Source organism: Undibacterium paludis (genome assembly GCF_022568815.1).
Lineage (GTDB): Bacteria > Pseudomonadota > Gammaproteobacteria > Burkholderiales > Burkholderiaceae_D > Undibacterium.
The window spans coordinates 556,093-575,603 of the sequence record NZ_JAKZHX010000001.1 but is presented as its reverse complement, the minus strand read 5'-3'; the positions used below and the strand labels follow the sequence as shown (position 1 = coordinate 575,603).

Genomic DNA, 19,511 nt, shown 5'->3' with positions numbered 1-19,511 from the left:
TGTTGAACGAAATAAATAAGCATGAAGAGACTTGGTATTCATGCTTTGCGATTCAATAATCATTGACCACTGATTAAAGAGATTTTTGAAACTATCAAGATATGTTGCAAAAACCGTTCCATGTCTTGCAATAAAATGGATTATTTCTGAACAAACCGTGGATCGCGCCTTAAATTGATCAGGTCGGGTTCTGATTCAATCGATTTGATGGAATAACCATATTCTATTGATTTGGTTATTTCATGTAAGGCACTATCTCGCTGACCAAGTAGTTCGTAAGCTAGACCAGCGCGAAAATGAACACTACTGTTTTTAGGCTCCAAATTCAGTGCCCGTGTTAAATATTCCTCAGCTTTTACTTTATCGCCGATGCGTGCTGAATACAGGCCGTATCTTGAAATGAGAGTAGCGTCTTTGGGAGTGAGGGCGACACGTGGAGCAAGTAAATCAAGTGCTTTTTGATAAGCTTTTTTTGCGTCCTCTGCGCGCCCAGGTATCCACAGCAAACTGTCGCCTAAATTTGCCCAGCCAAGATAGAAAGAAGGATTTCCTTTGTTTGGCGTTACGGCAAGCTCAAATGCATCGGCAGCTCCAATATAGTCCCCTTTTTTGAATAGAGAGTTACCAAGGTTTGAATAAAGCAGGGCGCTAGGTCTGATTAATAAACCTTGCTGAAGAATTTGCAAACCTTCTTCATCCCGATTTTGTTTGACTAGGGCATTATTCACATTTGCGTAGGCAAATACTGAGTCCGGCTGAATTTTTATGCTTAATCTGAAGTATTTTTCTGCTTCTACGTACTTACCTTGCTCAAAAAAAATAACCCCTAATTCTTCAGCAAAAATTCGTTCGTTTGGAAATTTTTCTAACCCGGTTGTTGCGAATTTCACAGCCTCATCATAGTGTTTTAATTGACGCAACACGGTGATACGTCCATAAGACGCGAAGACATTGTCAGGGTCCAAATTTAGTGCTTTTTCATATTCGCTAAGAGCAACGTCATTTTTACCTAAGTGTGTTTTCACTCGGGCAATGGCAATATGACTGAGGGCTAATTTGTCATTTAATTTAAGTGCCTGCTGAGCACTGGCATCGGCTTTTTGCAACAGGATTTCGTCTTGCTTGTCGCTACTGTAGCGGAAGGTATAGACAATAGACAGGCCTGCAACAGCACCCGCCTGTTCAGGGTTATGTTTCAGCACTGTTTGAAAATTCGCTTCGGCTATATCCAGGCTCCCTGGCCTGTCAAATTGCTTCAAGGCTTCCAGGCCCTGTTTCATCGTTAGGGATTCTGAGTAGGGCTTCAGCGACATCTTGTCAATTTCAAGATAAGGCGCTGCCTGCCATGCGCCATATCCCAGGGCCATAACTAATAAAACCGCCAGGCCCAGACGCTGTGGTTTGCTCAACTTCTGCCAGCGACTGCTTGCTGAGGTGGGGAGGGGCGCAGCTTTTGTATTTGTCATGGATGGCAAAGACGTACCTGTCAGCGTCTGCAACTGCTCCAGCACTTGCTGCATGCTGGCCAGCCGTTTTTCCGGCTGGCGGGCGGTCATGGCCAGTATCAGTTTGACCAGGGCCTGGCTGGTATTGGCCGGGTATTCCCAGCTGTCCGAATTCGATTGCATCAGTGAGGCGGCCAGGGCCAGGCCGCTGGCGCTGGCGAAGGGGCGGCTGCCGCTGATCATTTCGTACAGGACTACGCCCAGCGCATAGATATCGCTCTGGGCATTGGCTGCTGCGCCCATCATGCGTTCTGGCGCCATGTAGGCGATGGTGCCCTGCGGGTCAAGCTGGCTCATGGATGTCGTGGCCTGGGTGTCTGCCTGTGTCGCCAGGCCGAAATCCAGTATGCGCACCTTGCCATCGGGTTCGAGCATCAGGTTCGACGGTTTCAGGTCACCATGGGTAAGGCCGGATGCATGGGCTTCCTGCATGGCTTCCGCTACCTGGCTGATGATCTTTATCGCCTGCTGCTCGGGCAGCGGTTGTTGCGGCTGGGCTTGCAGTATCTGCTTGAGGGTTTGCCCGGGCACCAGTTCCATGACGATGGACTGGTTGTCACCTTCTTCTTCAATCGCAAAGATTTTGACAAAAGCAGGGTGCTTGAGCGAGGCTGCCAGACGTGCTTCCTTGATCAGGCTGATGGACTCTGCTATACCTTCCAGGTGTTTTAACTGTTTGATGGCGACGGCGCGATGCAGCTTGCTGTCCCAGGCTTCATAGACATGCCCAAAACCACCTTCGCCAAGGCGGTGCTTGAATTCATAATGTTTCAGTCTAACAGCGTCATGTTGTAAATCATTTATTCCAATTTCAGTTCCGCTGTTGAGTGTAATGTTTTGCATTGGCTTCTTGCTTATTGTTGATTCTTTTACCGCATGAGCCTGGTCCGACTATGTAATGAATTGACAGGATAAGGCAAATCGTAACCAGTTGTAACGGCAAGACAAGGACAAACTTTATTACAAAACTATGTACTCAGAGTGACAAGTGAGCTTATTTTATATGTAAATGACATGACAATTGACAACAATTTACATGTAAATTCACTTGGGAAACTATTACTTGCCTGATGATGGAAAGAAAACGCTTTGCAGAACCCCGCTTCTTCAGAGTTGATGCAAGCAGGGTAGATTGTATTGTATATTCGTCTATCTATATTGCACGGCTTCTGGTTTGCCGATCCTGACTTGCCCTTTCAGCAGGCTGACCAGCTCAGACTCAAAACTGTTACTCAGGTTTTCCTTGATGCTGACTTCCATACTACAGGAGTCGGTGTAGCTGACTTCTTTGACTGTGACCTGGAATTTGTTGCACAGGTGCCTGACCTGGGATTCTTCGCTATAGGCGCAGGTGACGGTCCAGGCAACAAAATACTCGATTTCGACCAGTGTCGCCTGTTTGAAGGCGTCTGATATGGCTTGTCCGTAGGCGCGTGTCAGCCCGCCTGCCCCCAGCTTGGTGCCACCCCAATAGCGTACGACGACGGCCAGCACATTGCTGACACCTTTATGTACCAGTACGTTGTACATGGGTTTGGCGGCGGTACCGGATGGCTCGCCATCATCATCAAGGCCGGAGTCGCCGGTGCAGATCAGGGCCCAGCAGACATGTACGGCGTCGGGGTGGCGGGCGCGGATTTCGTTTAGTTTCTGGATGGCTTCGGCGCGGCTATTGAGAGGATAGAGTTGCCCGAGGAACCGGCTTTTCTTGATTTCAATTTCAGCAAAGGCGGGGGCTGCGAGTTGATGCATGGACAAGGGCGACTTGAAGAACAGGGTAATCCGCTATTGTGCGTATTTATTGGCTTCAGGTACAGGGGAAATCGCTGAAATCTGCTTAAAGCGATAGTTTGCTGAAAATCCAGACAAACTCCCATAGTTCAGTGGTGAAGCTGTCTGTTGGTCGCTCGATAGCTGATATACATCAAGCGCTAAAAACGAATTGCGTTTTATCTTAGGGCCACAGTAACCGGGGGCATGGCGCTCCCGGCAAGCTCTTTTTATTAAGGGAAGTAGTTCATGCCATCTGCCACCGATGTAGATTTGAAGCAGGCTGCCAGCCGCGCCCTGGGTTTGATGGACCTGACCAGCCTCAATGACAGTGATACACGTGAAGTGATCTCTGATTTGTGCAGGGCCGCTCATGGCCCGGCCGGAACGGTCGCCGCAATCTGCATATATCCGCGCTTTATTCCACATGCCAGGAAAGTTTTATCCGGACAGGGGGCTGCTGCGGTCAGGATTGCGACGGTGGTCAATTTCCCGCATGGTGATGCTGACGTTGATATTGCCGTGGCAGAAACCCTTGCCGCCGTTGCCTATGGGGCGGACGAAGTAGACCTGGTTTTCCCTTATCGCGCCTTGATGGTGGGTGATGCCGATATAGGAGCGGAGATGGTCAGCAGCTGCAAGGCGGCCTGCGGCGACAAGTTACTCAAAGTCATCATAGAGAGTGGCGAGTTGCGTAGTGCTGAGTTGATACGCAGTGCCAGCCTGATTGCAATAAAAGCGGGGGCAGACTTCATCAAGACATCCACCGGTAAAGTGACGGTCAATGCCACGCTGGCAGCGGCAGAAACCATGCTGACCGTCATCAAGGAAACCGGAGGGCATTGTGGCTTCAAGGCGGCTGGCGGAGTGAAAACAGTAGTAGACGCGGCTGTTTATCTGGCGCTGGCAGACAGACTACTGGGAGCAGACTGGGTGCAACCTGCACACTTTCGATTTGGTGCATCTGGCCTCCTGAGTAGTCTTCTGGCCTGCCTGCAGGATACGCAAACGATTACCTCAACAGCTTATTGACATGTTGCTGGCGCAAGAACTGATACAAAAAAAGCGTGCCGGCCTGCCGTTGGCGGGTGATGAAATTGCTTCACTGGTTACTGGAATGGTCAATGGTTCTGTGTCCGATGCACAATTGGCGGCGTTCTGCATGGCGACCTGCTTCCAGGGCATGTCTGCCAATGAGAGTTCTGCCCTGACGCTGGCCATGCGTGACTCGGGAACGGTGCTGGCCTGGGGCGAGATGGATTTGCCAGGTCCGGTAATGGATAAGCATTCTACCGGCGGTGTGGGCGACCTGGTGTCACTGGTACTTGCCCCCATGGTGGTCGCCTGCGGCGGTGTGGTGCCGATGATCACGGGTCGTGGCCTTGGTCATACTGGCGGTACGCAAGACAAGCTGGAGTCCATTCCTGGTTACTGCAGTACACCTGATCTGGCGCGTTTCAAACGCGTGGTCCGTGAGTGTGGCATGGCTATCATCGGCCAGACTGTCGACCTGGCGCCAGCGGACCGGCGTCTGTACGCGATACGCGATGTGACGGGTACTGTTGACTGTCTGCCCTTGATCACGGCTTCCATACTGTCAAAAAAGTTTGCAGCGGGTTTGCAGATGCTGGTGATGGATATCAAATGCGGCAACGGTGCACAGACACCGGAGCTGGCGCAAGCCCAGGCACTGGCGCACAGCATCATAGCCACTGCCAATGCGGCGGGCATGGCATGTTCGGCTTTGATCACCGACATGAATCAGCCACTGGCACCCAGTGTTGGCAATGCCATCGAAATGCGTGAGGCATTACGGTATCTGCGGTCAGATAACTGTCCTGCCAGATTGCATCAGACAGTCTTGGCTCTAGGTAGTGAAATGCTGTTACTGGGCGGACTGGCAGATGATGAGCGGGATGCACAGGTACGCCTGCTTCAGGCTCTGCGTTCTGGCAGGGCTGCAGAGGTGTTTGCACGCAGTTGCACTGCCCTGGGTGGGCCGTCTGACCTGCTGGACAAATTTGATCGCTATCTGCCGCAGGCGCCTTTGCAATTACCTTTGTATGCCCCGGTGCCAGAGGGACAGACAGCCTGGCTCAGGCAGATCGATACACGCGCCGTTGGCATGGCGGTGCTGACACTGGGGGCAGGCAGGGGAGGTCCGGGTCAGCAAGCCGATCTCGGTGTGGGCTTGACGCAATTGGCCGAACTGGGACAGGAAGTGGATGCACACACGCCCCTGGCCATTATCCATGCCCGCGACGAAGCCAGTCTGCTCATTGCCCGCACCAGATTGCTGGCGGCATTTGACATCGGCAGGCAGGTGGCAGACCACCCGCAACAGGTATACCAGACCCTGCGTGGAAAAAGGCAGGATTCAGAGCTGGGAGAAGACGGCGACCAGCCCACCAAGGAAAACGCATGCCCACTCCCCACATAAATGCCGTTCCCGGTGATTTTGCCGATATCGTGCTGATGCCTGGCGACCCATTGCGGGCGAAGATGATTGCTGACCAGTACCTGCAGGAAGCCAGGCTGGTGACCAATGTGCGTAATATGTTTGGCTATACCGGCTCTTATCGTGGCAAGCCCGTATCAGTGATGGCGCATGGCATGGGGATACCATCCATCAGTATCTATGCCACCGAGCTGATACGCGAATACGGTGCCAGAATCTTGATACGCCTGGGCTCTTGCGGTGCCTTGAAGCCAGACATTGCCCTGGGGGATGTCCTGATTGCCATGGGAGCCTGCACGGACAGCAAGGTCAATCGCATGCGTTTCTTGGACCACGATTTTGCCGCCATTGCTGATTATGGCTTGCTGGCGCGTACTGTTGACACGGCACAGCGCTTGCAGATACCGGTCAGTGTGGGCAATGTGTTTTCTGCCGACCTGTTTTATTCGGTCCAGCCACAGTTATTTGATGTGATGGAAAAAATGCAGGTGCTGGCAGTGGAAATGGAGCTGGCCGGTTTGTATGCCGTGGCGGCGGAACATGCTGTACAGGCACTGGGCATATTGACGGTGGCTGACAATCTGCGTACCCATGCCAGCCTTTCAGCAGATGACAGGCAAAACAGTTTTGGGGCGATGACAGAGCTCGCCCTGGAAACGGCCTGGGCACTGAGCTGACTACCTGATTATCCGACAGGGTGTAATTGCTTACTGGATAACAAAATTCTCAAAAAATACGTCAGTCACACCGTCATGTTCTTTCATGTCCAGTGTCTTGTTGACACCATCCTTGATTTCTTCCATGAGTTTGTGCTTGCCTTCCAGGCTTTGTAATTGTTCACCTTCCTTGCTGCTTAGGATGACGATCAGTACATGTCTGACCTTCGGCATGAACATCTTGATCCTGTCGGTGACCTCTGCCGTGGCAATCTGTAAAGTCAGGCTCAGTTGCAGATAACGGTCAGTCGTGGACAGGTTCACGACAAAGGGTTCCAGCTTGGCTGTTGCTGCACCGCCGGTGGCACTGGCACTACCGCCGGAGTTGGCTGAGGCTGTTGCCGTTATCATGCTCAGGGCGAGGCAGAACAGGGCAGCGTACAGGTGTTTTTTTTGCATAGCGTTCGATCCTTTGCTGTCACAGACATCAAACCGATACGTACCGATACTTGCTGCCAGCATAAAGCCGACAGCTTAGCGTATCTGGAAAAAACAGACTGTTAAAGAAACTTACTACCGGGGAACTAACGATTTTTTCCTGACGTAATCCTTGCCTGCTTGTTTGAACAGATTTTAAACAGGCAACAGCAAGAAATACGCCAGGATTTACTTCTACTTACACAGTCAGTGGCTTGTAACGGATGCGTTTGGGTTTGGCACCTTCTTCACCCAGACGTTTTTTCTTGTCGGCTTCATATTCCTGATAATTGCCGTCAAAGAAAGTCACTTGCGAATTGCCTTCAAACGCCAGGATGTGCGTGGCGATACGGTCAAGGAACCAGCGGTCATGCGAGATGACCATGACGCTGCCGGCAAACTCCAGCAAGGCATCTTCGAGAGCACGCAGGGTTTCCACGTCCAGGTCATTTGACGGTTCATCGAGCAGCAGGACATTGCCGCCTTGCAGCAGGGTTTTTGCAAGGTGCAAACGGCCACGTTCACCACCAGACAGGTTGCCTACGATCTTTTGCTGGTCACCACCCTTGAAGTTGAAACGGCCAAGGTAGGCGCGTGAAGGCATTTCAAAACGGCCGACGGTCAAAATGTCGGCACCGTTGGCCACGTCTTCAAACACGGTCTTGGTATTGCCGAGGTCTTCACGCGATTGATCTACCAAAGAGATTTTTGCTGTCTGGCCCAGCACAACTTCACCGCTGTCTGGTGTTTCCAGGCCCTTGATCATCTTGAACAGGGTAGATTTACCAGCACCGTTAGGGCCGATAATACCGACGATAGCACCAGGAGGAATCTTGAAGCTCAGGTTATCGATGAGCAGTCGGTCGCCAAAGGCTTTGCTGACGTTCTTGAATTCGATGACTTCATTACCCAGGCGCTCTGCCACAGGGATGAAAATCTCCTGGGTTTCGTTGCGCTTCTGGTATTCATGCTCGCTCATTTCATTGAAGCGGGCCAGACGGGCCTTGCTCTTGGCCTGACGCGCTTTCGGGTTCTGACGTGACCATTCCAGTTCTTTTTGCAGAGCTTTCTGGCGGGCAGATTCGGTTGCTTCTTCCTGTTTCAGACGGGCTTGCTTCTGGTCCAGCCAGGAAGAGTAATTGCCTTTCCAGGGAATACCATGGCCGCGGTCAAGTTCCAAAATCCATTCGGCAGCATTGTCCAGGAAGTAGCGGTCATGGGTAATCGCCACCACGGTGCCAGGGAAGCGTAACAGAAATTGTTCCAGCCAGTCGACCGATTCTGCATCCAGATGGTTGGTAGGTTCGTCCAGCAAGAGCATGTCAGGTTTGGATAGCAGCAAACGGCACAGTGCAACGCGGCGCTTCTCACCACCGGACAATACGCCGATTTTTGCATCCCATGCAGGCAGGCGCAGGGCGTCAGCTGCCATTTCGAGTTGCAGTTCCACATTGTCACCGGCAGAGGCGGAGATGATGGCTTCCAGGCGCGCCTGCTCATTGGCCAGCGCATCAAAGTCAGCATCTTCTTCTGCATAGGCGGCATACACTTCTTCGAGTTTGGCCTTGGCTTCAAACACTTCACCGAGGGCAGACTCAACTGCCTGACGCACGGTTTGTTCAGGATCAAGTTGCGGTTCTTGCGGCAGGTAACCAATGTTCAGGTTAGGCATGGGCACGGCTTCGCCCTGTATGTCCTTGTCTATGCCTGCCATGATTTTGAGCAGCGAGGATTTGCCGGAACCATTCAGACCCAGCACGCCTATCTTGGCGCCAGGGAAAAAGGAGAGGGAGATATCTTTGAGGATTTGACGCTTGGGCGGCACGATTTTGCCGACGCGATTCATGGTGTAGACGTAATTAGCCATTTTTGTTGATTTTTCAGAGGTGATGACAATGCCTGCAAGGATACCTCAAGCAGGCAGGGACAGGCGTATTTTGCCAAATTTATGCAAATTTTGTGCTGCGCACCATCGTTGATGTAGCTCAATCCCATGCAGTTAGCAGGGATTTACACTTTCTCCATCACTGTTGATAACGAAACCAAAGGAAATCAAAATGAAAAAAATAGTAATGGCAATTGCTCTGGCTAGCATCGGTTTTACTGCAACACAAGCGATGGCGCAAGAGCAAAGTCCCTGGCAAGTACGTGCCCGCCTGGTCAATATTGCCCCGGCCAATGGCTCTGATCCTGTCGCCGGTGTTGGCGCAGCAGACCGCATCAGTGTGGACAGCAAAGAAATCCCTGAAGTCGATTTCACTTATTACTTCACACCAAACTGGTCGGCAGAGTTGATACTGACTTATCCGCAGAAACATGACGTTAAGCTCGATGGCGTCATCATCGGTTCCTTCAAGCACCTGCCGCCAACGCTGACTGCACAATACCATTTTGCGCCAGACGCGAAAATCAATCCATATATTGGCGCTGGTATTAATTACACACGCATTTCTGACGTCAACCTGCTCAAGGGCACCGGCGATCTGGAAAACAGCAGTGTCGGTCTGGCTGTACAGGCAGGTATCGACTTCAAGCTCGACAAGAACTGGTCACTGAATCTGGATGTGAAAAAAGTACAGATACGCAGTGACGTGATGATCAATGGCAGCAAAGTCAGTGCGGTCAAAGTCGATCCATGGCTGGTCGGCATTGGTGTTGGTTATCGTTTCTGATCGAGCGACGATTTCCTGAATTTATAAACGACAAAAAATGCTTTCATGTTTCCCCGGTTGTCTTCAATGGCGCCGGGGTTTTTCTTTTTACTGTTACGTCCGGTGTGCTAATTCGCACATCCGCGTTCGCCTGCGAACAAAATCCGCATGCAATGTATCTGTCATGAATCTGAAATGTTGAATTAAGTTATTGATTTTAAATAATTTAATTTAATGTTTGCGTGCAGGCACAGCGCTTGCAAACCTGATGCAGGAATTTACTTATATCAGGTTGCAGACATGGATCAGCTCATCAGCAAGAACACGCTCAATAAGCGCCGGCGCAAAACTTTCTTGCTGCTGGCTATGGCCGCTATTGGCTTGACGGGGGCGGCCTGGGGACTCAATCGTGTCATCAGTCCGGGCGTCAGTCTGGGGGAAATCCGTATTGCCGAGGTGCGTATGGGCGCGGTCGACAATACCATCAATGCTGCCGGTGTGGTCATCCCGGTGCATGAAGAGCAATTATCCAGTCCGCATCAGTCACGCATCAGCAAAGTCGTTGCCAAGGCTGGCCAGACAGTAAAAGCAGGTGAATTGCTGATGGTGCTGGACGACCATACCATACGCCTGGCCATAGACAATTTGCGTGAACAGATTTCCCAGCAGGATATCAAGAGTCAGGTACTGGCGCTGGAAATGGACGCCAGCCTGAAAAAAGTCGCCAGCGAGATTGAATTGCTGGAGCTTGATCTTGCCAGCAATAAAGTCAAACTCGCGCGTTACCAGAAACTCGGCCCGGTAGGTATCACCTCAGCTGTGGATTTGCAGGCGGCAGAGCTGGCAGTCAAGCGCAATGAAGTACAGATACGCCAGCACAAGGAAACCCTGATTGATACCCGGCGCACCACGCAAAGCAATATAGAAGCAGGACGCCTGCAAAAATCGATCTTCCAGAAACAGATGGAGCAGCAACAGCGATTGCTGGAACAAACCCAGGTCAAAGCGCCTTTTGACGGTCTGCTGACCTGGATGCTGGCCGATGAAGGAGCCAGCGTCAATACCGGGCAACTGATTGCGAAAGTGTCGGAGCTGAGCAACTTCAAGGTGGAGGCTACCGTTTCTGATTTTTATGCTCGCTACCTCAACCCTGGCCAGAAAGTCAGGGTGGAATACAGTGGACAAATTCTGGGTGGTGAAGTGCAAACCATCCTGCCCGAGATACAGAATGGCACCGTGAAGCTGATCGTCAGCCTGGTGCAACCCAGTCACCCTGCCTTGCGTCATAAATTGCGGGTGGAAGTCAATATCATTACCGAACAGAAATCCCGCAGCATGATAGTCGACAGCGGGCCTGCCATCAATGGCCGGGGCAGACAGGATTTGTATGTGCTGGAAGCGGGGCGGGCAGTAAAGCGCAGTGTGGAAATCGGTCTCGGTGACAGTAAAGTGGTAGAGGTATTACAGGGGGCGAAAGTTGGTGACAGGCTGGTGATTTCAGATGTCAGTCATCTCAAGCATCTTGAAAATTTCCGTGTTTCACAATGAATCATAAACGCTGCCGCCATAGGCTGCGGTGGCTGGCATGAATGACCAAAGACAAGAAAACAAAGACAAGAAAACAAGGACAAGGCAATGATCAGACTGGAAAACATCAGCAAGACCTATCAGACCGACAAAGTGGAAACCATGGCTTTGCGCGATATCAACCTGCATGTGAAGAAAGGGGAATTTGTTTCCATCATGGGCCCCAGCGGTTGCGGTAAAAGCACCTTGCTGAACCTGATCGGCTTGCTCGACAGGCCGGGTCAGGGAAAGATTGCCGTGGATGGTAAAGAAATGAAAGTCTGGCGTGACAAGGAACTGGCCAGTTTTCGCAACCGTACTTTTGGCTTCATCTTCCAAAGCTTCCACCTGATCAATGATTTGCGGGTTATCGATAATGTGGAACTGCCTCTGCTGTACCGTTCCAGCAGCGCAAAAGAGCGCCGCAGGCTGGCAGAAGAGGCACTGGCAAAAGTGGGGCTTTCTGCGCGCATCGATCATTACCCGAATCAATTGTCGGGCGGGCAGCAGCAGAGGGTAGCCATTGCCAGGGCCATGGTCGGGCGTCCCGGTGTTTTGCTGGCGGACGAACCTACCGGCAACCTGGATAGCCATATGGGGGCAGAGGTCATGGATATCATGCTCAAGCTCAATCATGAAGGGACGACCGTGGTCATGGTCACACATGATGAACAGCAGGCCAAGCAGGGTGGGCGCATAGTCCGGGTATTCGACGGCCAGCTGGTTGCTTAGGAGTTAGCCATGCTGAAGAATTATTTCCAGATCGCCTGCAAGGTGTATATGCGGCGCAAACTGTTCACCGCCATCAACCTGCTGTGCATAGTCTTGACTATGGTAGTCCTGCTGGTGGTGACAGCGATTTTACAAACGACATTTTATCCCACAGGTGTTGAAGGCAAGAGTGTACGTTTCCTGCAAACAGATGCGATTACACAGAGCAGCAAGAACAATACGATGAGAAGCCCATTAGGTTACAAAGTGATTGATCAATATCTGCGCAAAATGAAGACAGTGGAAAAAGTGGCAGGAGTAACCGGCCCTGAACCTGTCTCTGTTTATCAGCGAGATAGCGTCAACGAGGTCATGATGCGTCGCGCGGATGCAGAATACTGGCAGATACTCGACTTCAAGGTTTTGTCCGGAAGAGTTCCTGATGAGGGGGATGTCAAGCAGGGGCGCTTTGTTGCCGTTATCAATGAGAGCACGGCAAAAAAACTGTTCGGGCATGAAGCTGCAGTGGGCAAGAAAATCAATGTCGGCAGCCAGCATTTTGAAATCATCGGGGTCGTCGAAGACGTCATGCATCTCAATGCCTATGCTGACATCTGGGTGCCCGTGACTACTTTCCCTTCCTCACAATACCGTGATCAATATACCGGGGACTTCACAGCGATGCTGATGGGTAAAAGTGCAGCAGATTTACCCATGATCAAGGATGAGCTTCTCCAGGTCGTCAAGCAAATCAATGCCGACGAACCCAATCACTGGGAGCACACCTATCTCTGGGCAGATGGCAAACTCGATTTTTTTGCCAGGGGCATCATGAATCGCAGTGAAGTTGCTGATTCAGGCGCCGCAGAATTGCTGGCAGGAGTAGTGCTTGCCATGCTGCTGTTCATGCTCTTGCCGGCCCTGAACCTGGTCAACCTGAATTCTGGCCGCATCATGGAGAGGGCAGCCGAGATAGGTGTACGCAAGGCCTTTGGCGCCAGCAGCCGTGAACTGGTCAAGCAGTTTGTCATGGAAAACATCCTGCTGTGCCTGTTTGGTGGTGCGCTGGGATTGGTATTCACCAAGCTGACACTGATCTGGCTCAGCAACGCCAATCTGGTCCCATACATGAAAGTCGACTTGAGTTTCATGGTGTTTGTATACGGTTTTGCGATTGCCGTTGTGTTTGGCGTTTTTTCCGGCGTAATCCCGGCGTGGAAAATGTCACGCCTTGATCCCGTGCTTGCCCTGAAAGGAACAGCATAATGTTTTTTCATATACTCAAACCTATCTGGAAGCGCAAGTTCAAGAATCTTTTGCTGAGCCTGGAAATAATGCTGGCTTTTTGTGTCGTCTTCGGACTGGCGCTGATGACTACCCGGTATCTCCAGCTCTATCATTTGCCCACCGGATTTGAATACCAGGATGTGTGGTCAGTCAGGATGTTGAGTCCCGGCGAGATGAATCCAAAAAATGATCCCGTCGTGACAGAAAACTTCCAGCGCAGCCTGGCTGCTTTGCCTGAAGTGGAACAGGTTGGTTTTATCAATTATTCTCCTTACAGCAATTCTACCTGGCGTTCTGACCTGTACCTGCCTGACAGTAAAACCGAATACCATGTGAATGTGACGGAAATGGCAGATGAAACCCCGACACTCCTGAAAATGAAATTGCTCGATGGACGCTGGTTCTCGTCGGAGGACGAAGGCAGGCCAGAAAGGGCCATCATCATCAACAAGCGCCTGGCTGACAGCATGTTTCCAGGCAAGCGCGCAGTCGGGCAATTGGTCTCTGACACTGAACCAGGTTCAAAAAAGGCCCAGTTATTGCGCATCACAGGCGTGTTTGAAGATTTTCGCAATAAAGGCGAATTCATGGTGCCGACAAATTTTTCCATCATGCGCTTCTCCAGGGCAACTGAAGGACGGCGCATGGAGACTGTCCTGATCAAGGTCAAGCCAGGAACCTCTCGCGCTTTTGAAGAAAAACTGAGTCAGCAACTGAAGCTGATACGCAACGACTGGGGTTACCGGATTTCACCACTGAAAGATATGCGCCAATCCAGGATAACAGAAGACACCGTACCCCTGGTGATCCTGGCTGTGATTGCAGCCTTCTTGCTTATCATGGTCAGTTTCGGCCTGTTCGGCGTACTGTGGCAGAACACCACGCAACGCATTCCTGAAATTGGCTTGCGCCGTGCTATCGGTGCACATAGCGGGCATATCTATCAGCAAATCGTCACAGAACAATTATTGCTGAGTTCCATCGCCATGCTGACGGGGATGGTATTACTGATACAACTGCCATTGACCGGGGTTTTGGGCGAAGCCATCAACTGGACGGTATTCACTGTTGCTATCGTGATCTCCATGGCGGTGATCTATGCAATTTCCATTTTATGCTCCCTGTATCCGGCCTGGCGCGCCAGCTGCCTTAGCCCAACCCAGGCCTTGCATTATGAATAATATGTTTTGGTCGGGCGCTAAACCGTTTAAGATAGGCAGCCTGTTTTTACTCATTTGCAATTGAAGGCCATGTCAGCAGCATTAGCGAACCCACGTATCCTGATCATAGATGACGACAGCTCGGTGCTGGTGTCTTTGGCATTGTTGCTGAAACAATCAGGCTATGCCAGTATCAGTTGTGATGATCCGCAGCAAGCCATGCGGATACTGGCGACCCAGGAGATAGACCTGGTTTTGCAGGACATGAATTTTTCTCTGCAGACTACGGGCGAAGAGGGTTTGGCCCTGCTGGCAAATATCAAGCGCCTTTATCCCGCCTTGCCAGTGTTATTGATGACAGCCTGGGGTTCGATTGCCCTGGCTGTGCGCGGAGTCAAACTGGGGGCAGCAGACTTTTTTACCAAGCCCTGGAGTAACACCCAGCTGCAGGAATTGATCAGATCCACCCTGGATCTGGCACAAGGCGCCCTACCTGGCAGTGTTGATCGCCAGATGCTGGACCAGCAATACAATTTCAGCGACATCATCGGTGAGCACCCTGAATTGCTGAAAGTGCTGGCGACAGTAGGACGGGTCGCCAGGACCAATGCCTCGGTCCTGATACTTGGTGAAAGCGGTACCGGCAAGGAATTGATTGCAGACGCCATACATCGCAACAGCCCACGTGCTGCCAAACCCATCATCAAGGTGAACATGGGGGCGGTCGCCAGCAGTCTGTTTGAAAGTGAAATGTTCGGTCATGTCAGAGGCGCATTCACTGATGCCAAAAGTGACCGCAAAGGGTATTTTGCCACGGCGCATCAGGGGACTTTATTTCTTGATGAAATCGGCGAACTCAATCGTAATGACCAGGTGAAATTGCTGCGGGTTTTGCAAAACCAGAGTTACCAGGCCGTGGGCGCCAGTAAAATTGAACAGGCTGATGTACGCATTATCTCAGCCACTAATCGTGAACTGGCAGAACTGGTGGCCGGCAATGAGTTTCGCGAAGACCTGTATTACCGGCTGAACCTGATTACCTTGCGTCTGCCGCCATTGCGCGAAAGACGCAGCGATATTCCCCTGCTGGCTAACCAGCTCCTGAACCGTCTGGTGGTCAGTTACGGCATGGGCAGCGTCAGACTTGCTCCTTCTGCCCTGAACTGGCTCAGTGCACGTGCCTGGCCAGGCAATATACGCCAGCTCAGACAATGCCTGGAGCGCACGCTCTTGCTGGTTGATAAACCAGTATTGGAACAAGCGGACTTTCTTTTTGCCGAACAACATGAAGACGAGCAGGGGACTGCACTGACTATCGATGGCATGACCCTGGACCAGGTAGAAAAACTGATGATAGAAAAAGCCATGGAACAACACCAGGGCAATATCACGCGTGTTGCCAAAGCCCTGGGACTGAGTCGTTTTTCTCTATACCGGCGGCTGGAAAAACATCAGATCAGCAGCAATGACGGTATGGACGAGCATGATGGAGATGGCAGGGAACAGCCATGAGCCTGCGCTGGCGCCTGCTGACTTACCTGCTGGTCATTCATGCTGTTTTCCTGATACTGGGGTTCAGCTATTATATGAACCAGCCATTATTGCTCGTTGCGATAGAGGCCGGCTTGCTGATCAGCCTGAGTCTCGGCATATGGCTGCTCAACAAGGTTTTGCAGCCCATGGACTTTGCCCGCCAGTTCCACGACCTGTTGCAGGACGAGCATTACGCGACGCGCATCAAACCAGACAGCAATGCCGAAATCAACAGCCTGGTTGCCCTGTTCAACCGCATGCTGGAAGCCCTGTACCAGGAAAGGCTGCAATTGGGTGAGCAACGCGGATTTCTCGATCGCCTGCTCGAGGCGACACCGACTGCTGTTATGGTATTCGATTTCGATGACAAGATCAGCCTGATGAATGCCAGTGCCCAGGATTTACTGGGTATATGCGATGCCCAAGCGCATAGCCTGCAGCAGTTATTGGAGACTGAAGAAGGTAAGGGGCATGCCCTGATAGCCAGGTTAAATGAACTGGCGTCAGGTGACAGTACGGTTTTTGCTGACAGCAGCGGCAGGCGTTATCGTTGCCAGCGCAGTCAATTTCTTGACCGTGGTTTCAGGCGTGATTTTGTCCTTGTCGACGAAATAACGACAGAACTGGCCAATTCAGAAAAAGCCACGTATGAAAAACTGATACGCGTGCTTGCGCATGAAGTCAATAATACGGTGGCGGCTACGGGCTCGGTACTGGAGTCATTGCTGTATTACAGTGGACAATTGCGACGTGAAGACAGTGAAGACTTTTGTACAGCCATCATGGCTGTGAAAAAGCGCAACGGCAATCTTGGTGAGTTCATAGAAAGATTCACCCGTGTTGTCAAAATGCCTGAGCCGGAATTGAAACCGCATGACCTGGCAGCCATGCTGGATGGCATTGTTCATCTGTACAGGCAGCAATGTCATGAGCTGGGGATAGAGTTTTCCTGGACTGAACGTGCTGCCATACCGGCATTGATGTTCGATGCCCACTTGCTGGAACAGGCCCTGTTGAATATCGTCAAGAATGCGATCGAGGCGGTGGAGACTGTTGTAAGAAGCGGACATCGCGGACCAGCCTATGTACATCTGGCCTTGCAGTGTGATGCTGATTCCCGCTCCATCAAATTGTCAATTCTTGATTCTGCCGGTTTGCTGGCAGACGTGCCGCAGGGCCAGTTGTTTTCACCATTTTTTACGACAAAAAGGGGCGGGCAGGGCATAGGCCTGATGTTTGTGCGTGAGGTATTGAACCGGCACGGCTACAGCCACAAGCTGATGCTCAATGATAGTGGTGAGACCAGCTTTGAAATAATGATTGGCTATTAATGGACGGCAGTTTTCATGCGAACCGTCCCTGATCACCTGTTCCAAACGCAAAAAGTGCAGACGGCCTATAATCTAGCTCCGTTTATCCACCTGACTGGAGAGTCCCATGTCCATTTCCATGTACGCCGCATCTGTTCCCGTGATCAACCAGATGCTTGACAGCCTGAGTGAAGTACTGAAAAAGGCTGAAGCACATGCCGTTGCCAAGAATATTCCTGCAGAGAATCTTTTGCAGGCACGTTTGTTTCCTGACATGTTTGCACTGACTCGCCAGGTACAGATTGCTGCGGATTTTGCCAAAGGTATAACAGGACGTCTGGCGCAGGCAGAATTGCCGGCTTATGAAGACAATGAGCAGAGTTTTGCTGACTTGCAGGCACGCATCGCCAAGACCAAGGCATTTATTGCTACCCTCGATGCGGCAAAGTTTGAAGGAAGCGAAAGCCGTGACGTAGTATTGCGCCCTGGTACTCCAAAGGAACAGACTTTTTCAGGACAAGCTTACCTGTTCAATTATGGTTTGCCGCAATTCTTTTTCCATGTGACGACTGCGTATGGGATTTTGCGTCACAACGGGATAGAAATTGGCAAGAAAGATTTCATGGGCCTGCGCTGATTTGCCAGCGTCAATCATATAAAAATTCCCGGCATGCCGGGAATTTTTATATCAAACCGTTACTGCATAGGTCTGGCTGGACCGTATGCGCAGATTGAATGCCAGCAAGGCTATCGAGGTGACGATACCTATGCCGCCAAACAGACTCCACATCAGCATGGGTTGCTGCATCTGCCTGGCCAGCACAGTGTAGGCCCAGCCCGACAGCAGGCCGGCAAACAGATTACCCAGGGCCATCGATACAAAGTAATAGCCCATGAACATCGCGGTTTTTCTTTTTGGAGCGATGGCGGCGACATATTCCTGGCTTTTTGGTGAAGCGATCATTTCACCAACGGCAAATACAAAAACCGCCATGGTGACGCTGACACCACCGAGCAGGACCGCATGTGAAAAGCCCGCCATCCATAAACCTGCACTCAACACCAGGGTGCCAAAAACCAGTATGGGTAGGGCCTTGAAGCGCTGCAAATAAGTACTGATGGCGATCTGCAAGAGTACCACTGCGCCAAAATCGAGATTGACGATATATTCAGGGTTGACCTGGCGATAGGACTGGGCCCATTGTGTTGCCAGCTGATGTGCACTGGTCCCGCCCGTCTGCAGGGCATGCAGACCTGTCTGCATGACATCAGGCGGCGGCATCACCTTGTAGTTGACCAGTTCCAGTCGTAATTGTGTCAGTAATTGGGTATCCGCATAAGGGCCAAGCTTGGCCGCCATGGCAGGTAATACTGCTGCCAGTTGTTCGGCATTGACGGCGGCCAGAAAATCCAGGGCGGAAGGACTAATATGAGCGATCATGCTGACCAGGTCACCGGTGTCGACAAAGTCGCGTATATACAGAGGCAGGGTGAGGAAGAGCTGGTTATAGATAGTCCAGAAACCCGTCATGATCAGCAGGTAAATGACAAATTGCAGATTGCCCACGCGTATGTTTTGCTGATACCAATGCTGTTGTCGCCCGCCCTTGTTGATGCTGCTCCAGACCAGGTTGATGCCCAGCCAGATAGCCATCACCAGCAGGTAATGCGTATAAGTCATGCCGCCTTTGGCCGCGATCATGATGCCTATGATGGCTGGCACCACCAGCAGGGCCAGGCGGCCATTGCCCAGCACTTCCTGGGTTTCCAGCAAGACCTGGCGCAGTCCGCGCTGGTCGCTGGCAGCGTCTGTTTGATCCGCATCCTTGTAAAGGAAGAGTGCGGGAATGAAGTTCAGCAATATCCACAGCGATGACATCAGAAATACCGTGTCCCAGCTGATTGCCCGTACATAGCCGGCCACCAGGGGGCCAAGAAAGCCGCCGACGTTGACCATGGTGTAAAACACACCAAACCCCAGACCGCGATTGCTGTCATCGGTCGTGCGCCCTATGGTGCCGACGACCACTGGCTTGAAGCAGGCAGCGCCGATGGCAACAGCAAGGAACACGGCGCAAAAACTCCAGAAGCCGTGTACCTGGCCCAGCAGGAAATAAGAGGGACACATGATGGTGAAGGCAATCAGGAACATGCGCCGGTAACCATAGCGGTCCGCCAGTGCACCGGTGATGACTGGTAGCAGATATAGCAGGAAGGGGATCATGCCCTGCAAGAAGCCACGTTCCTGGTCATTCAGGCCCAGACCGCCTTGTGATCGCGGGCTGGTCATATACAGTGAAGACAGGGTAAAGAAACCGTACCAGGCCAGGCGTTCGAAAATTTCCATGCTGTTGGCGACATAGAAATTTCTATGAAAAGGGCTGCGGCCGGGTGTAGAAGTGGATATTGACATAGTGTTTTGCAGTG

At 51.6% G+C, this 19,511-nt stretch carries 16 protein-coding genes; 11 read left to right on the top strand and 5 right to left on the bottom strand.

The genetic code is table 11. From position 1 onward, the window contains the following. Positions 1-140 precede the first annotated feature (140 nt). Both LZ463_RS02625 and LZ463_RS02620 read right to left on the bottom strand, forming a co-directional pair. The gene (locus LZ463_RS02625; RefSeq protein WP_241453563.1) at positions 141-2,348 is read right to left on the bottom strand and encodes a serine/threonine-protein kinase; all 2,208 of its coding nucleotides are present in this window, start codon (positions 2,346-2,348) and stop codon (positions 141-143) included. Positions 2,349-2,654: 306 nt separating this feature from the next. Next, on the bottom strand, positions 2,655-3,257 hold the full coding sequence (locus LZ463_RS02620; protein WP_241453560.1) for an IMPACT family protein: 603 nt from the start codon (positions 3,255-3,257) through the stop codon (positions 2,655-2,657). 267 nt (positions 3,258-3,524) lie between these two features. Here LZ463_RS02620 and deoC point away from each other — a divergent pair, with 267 nt between their 5' ends. Genes deoC through deoD form a run of 3 tightly spaced genes read left to right on the top strand, consistent with a single transcriptional unit; the run spans position 3,525 to position 6,410 of the window. Further along, positions 3,525-4,307: a deoxyribose-phosphate aldolase gene (gene deoC, locus LZ463_RS02615; RefSeq protein WP_241453559.1), complete on the top strand. Its 783-nt coding sequence runs from the start codon at positions 3,525-3,527 to the stop codon at positions 4,305-4,307. Position 4,308: 1 nt separating this feature from the next. Continuing rightward, a complete protein-coding gene (gene deoA / locus LZ463_RS02610) occupies positions 4,309-5,715 on the top strand; it encodes a thymidine phosphorylase (RefSeq protein WP_241453556.1) in 1,407 nt (468 codons plus the stop codon). After that, complete coding sequence (deoD, locus tag LZ463_RS02605; protein ID WP_241453553.1) at positions 5,697-6,410, top strand: purine-nucleoside phosphorylase; 714 nt, start codon at positions 5,697-5,699, stop codon at positions 6,408-6,410. Before deoA ends, deoD begins: the two co-directional genes overlap by 19 nt. A gap of 30 nt (positions 6,411-6,440) precedes the next feature. Here deoD and LZ463_RS02600 read toward each other — a convergent pair whose 3' ends face one another. Beyond that, entirely contained in the window at positions 6,441-6,848 is a 408-nt protein-coding gene (locus LZ463_RS02600) for a flagellar basal body-associated FliL family protein (RefSeq protein ID WP_241453551.1), read from the bottom strand. A 217-nt stretch (positions 6,849-7,065) separates the two neighbouring features. Beyond that, a complete protein-coding gene (gene ettA, locus LZ463_RS02595; protein ID WP_241453548.1) occupies positions 7,066-8,733 on the bottom strand; it encodes an energy-dependent translational throttle protein EttA in 1,668 nt (555 codons plus the stop codon). 190 nt (positions 8,734-8,923) lie between these two features. On the opposite strand from ettA, the gene LZ463_RS02590 reads away from it, so the two are divergent. The 8 genes from LZ463_RS02590 (at position 8,924) to LZ463_RS02555 (ending at position 17,721) form a co-directional block, all read left to right on the top strand. Next, positions 8,924-9,538, top strand: coding sequence for an OmpW/AlkL family protein (locus LZ463_RS02590; protein ID WP_241453544.1), 615 nt, complete (start codon positions 8,924-8,926; stop codon positions 9,536-9,538). A 279-nt stretch (positions 9,539-9,817) separates the two neighbouring features. Beyond that, entirely contained in the window at positions 9,818-11,065 is a 1,248-nt protein-coding gene (locus tag LZ463_RS02585) for an efflux RND transporter periplasmic adaptor subunit (RefSeq protein ID WP_241453542.1), read from the top strand. An 87-nt stretch (positions 11,066-11,152) separates the two neighbouring features. Further along, complete coding sequence (locus LZ463_RS02580; protein WP_241453540.1) at positions 11,153-11,815, top strand: ABC transporter ATP-binding protein; 663 nt, start codon at positions 11,153-11,155, stop codon at positions 11,813-11,815. 9 nt (positions 11,816-11,824) lie between these two features. After that, on the top strand, positions 11,825-13,060 hold the full coding sequence (locus LZ463_RS02575; protein WP_241453538.1) for an ABC transporter permease: 1,236 nt from the start codon (positions 11,825-11,827) through the stop codon (positions 13,058-13,060). Beyond that, entirely contained in the window at positions 13,060-14,262 is a 1,203-nt protein-coding gene (locus tag LZ463_RS02570) for an ABC transporter permease (protein ID WP_241453535.1), read from the top strand. The genes LZ463_RS02575 and LZ463_RS02570 overlap by 1 nt, the downstream gene beginning before the upstream one ends. A 69-nt stretch (positions 14,263-14,331) precedes the next feature. Continuing rightward, a complete protein-coding gene (locus tag LZ463_RS02565; protein ID WP_241453533.1) occupies positions 14,332-15,753 on the top strand; it encodes a sigma-54-dependent transcriptional regulator in 1,422 nt (473 codons plus the stop codon). Further along, positions 15,750-17,105, top strand: coding sequence for a sensor histidine kinase (locus LZ463_RS02560; protein WP_241453531.1), 1,356 nt, complete (start codon positions 15,750-15,752; stop codon positions 17,103-17,105). Before LZ463_RS02565 ends, LZ463_RS02560 begins: the two co-directional genes overlap by 4 nt. A 106-nt stretch (positions 17,106-17,211) precedes the next feature. After that, entirely contained in the window at positions 17,212-17,721 is a 510-nt protein-coding gene (locus LZ463_RS02555; RefSeq protein ID WP_241453529.1) for a DUF1993 domain-containing protein, read from the top strand. A 51-nt stretch (positions 17,722-17,772) separates the two neighbouring features. Here LZ463_RS02555 and LZ463_RS02550 read toward each other — a convergent pair whose 3' ends face one another. Continuing rightward, a complete protein-coding gene (locus tag LZ463_RS02550) occupies positions 17,773-19,497 on the bottom strand; it encodes an MFS transporter (RefSeq protein WP_241453527.1) in 1,725 nt (574 codons plus the stop codon). Between the last annotated feature and the right edge of the window lie 14 nt (positions 19,498-19,511).

Excerpts from the sequence above, each read along its gene's own strand:
- LZ463_RS02625 (WP_241453563.1), bottom strand. The coding sequence starts at position 2,348 with ATGCAAAACATTACACTCAACAGCGGAACTGAAATTGGAATAAATGAT.
- LZ463_RS02620 (WP_241453560.1), bottom strand. The coding sequence starts at position 3,257 with ATGCATCAACTCGCAGCCCCCGCCTTTGCTGAAATTGAAATCAAGAAA.
- deoC (WP_241453559.1), top strand. The coding sequence starts at position 3,525 with ATGCCATCTGCCACCGATGTAGATTTGAAGCAGGCTGCCAGCCGCGCC.
- deoA (WP_241453556.1), top strand. The coding sequence starts at position 4,309 with ATGTTGCTGGCGCAAGAACTGATACAAAAAAAGCGTGCCGGCCTGCCG.
- deoD (WP_241453553.1), top strand. The coding sequence starts at position 5,697 with ATGCCCACTCCCCACATAAATGCCGTTCCCGGTGATTTTGCCGATATC.
- LZ463_RS02600 (WP_241453551.1), bottom strand. The coding sequence starts at position 6,848 with ATGCAAAAAAAACACCTGTACGCTGCCCTGTTCTGCCTCGCCCTGAGC.
- ettA (WP_241453548.1), bottom strand. The coding sequence starts at position 8,733 with ATGGCTAATTACGTCTACACCATGAATCGCGTCGGCAAAATCGTGCCG.
- LZ463_RS02590 (WP_241453544.1), top strand. The coding sequence starts at position 8,924 with ATGAAAAAAATAGTAATGGCAATTGCTCTGGCTAGCATCGGTTTTACT.
- LZ463_RS02585 (WP_241453542.1), top strand. The coding sequence starts at position 9,818 with ATGGATCAGCTCATCAGCAAGAACACGCTCAATAAGCGCCGGCGCAAA.
- LZ463_RS02580 (WP_241453540.1), top strand. The coding sequence starts at position 11,153 with ATGATCAGACTGGAAAACATCAGCAAGACCTATCAGACCGACAAAGTG.
- LZ463_RS02575 (WP_241453538.1), top strand. The coding sequence starts at position 11,825 with ATGCTGAAGAATTATTTCCAGATCGCCTGCAAGGTGTATATGCGGCGC.
- LZ463_RS02570 (WP_241453535.1), top strand. The coding sequence starts at position 13,060 with ATGTTTTTTCATATACTCAAACCTATCTGGAAGCGCAAGTTCAAGAAT.
- LZ463_RS02565 (WP_241453533.1), top strand. The coding sequence starts at position 14,332 with ATGTCAGCAGCATTAGCGAACCCACGTATCCTGATCATAGATGACGAC.
- LZ463_RS02560 (WP_241453531.1), top strand. The coding sequence starts at position 15,750 with ATGAGCCTGCGCTGGCGCCTGCTGACTTACCTGCTGGTCATTCATGCT.
- LZ463_RS02555 (WP_241453529.1), top strand. The coding sequence starts at position 17,212 with ATGTCCATTTCCATGTACGCCGCATCTGTTCCCGTGATCAACCAGATG.
- LZ463_RS02550 (WP_241453527.1), bottom strand. The coding sequence starts at position 19,497 with ATGTCAATATCCACTTCTACACCCGGCCGCAGCCCTTTTCATAGAAAT.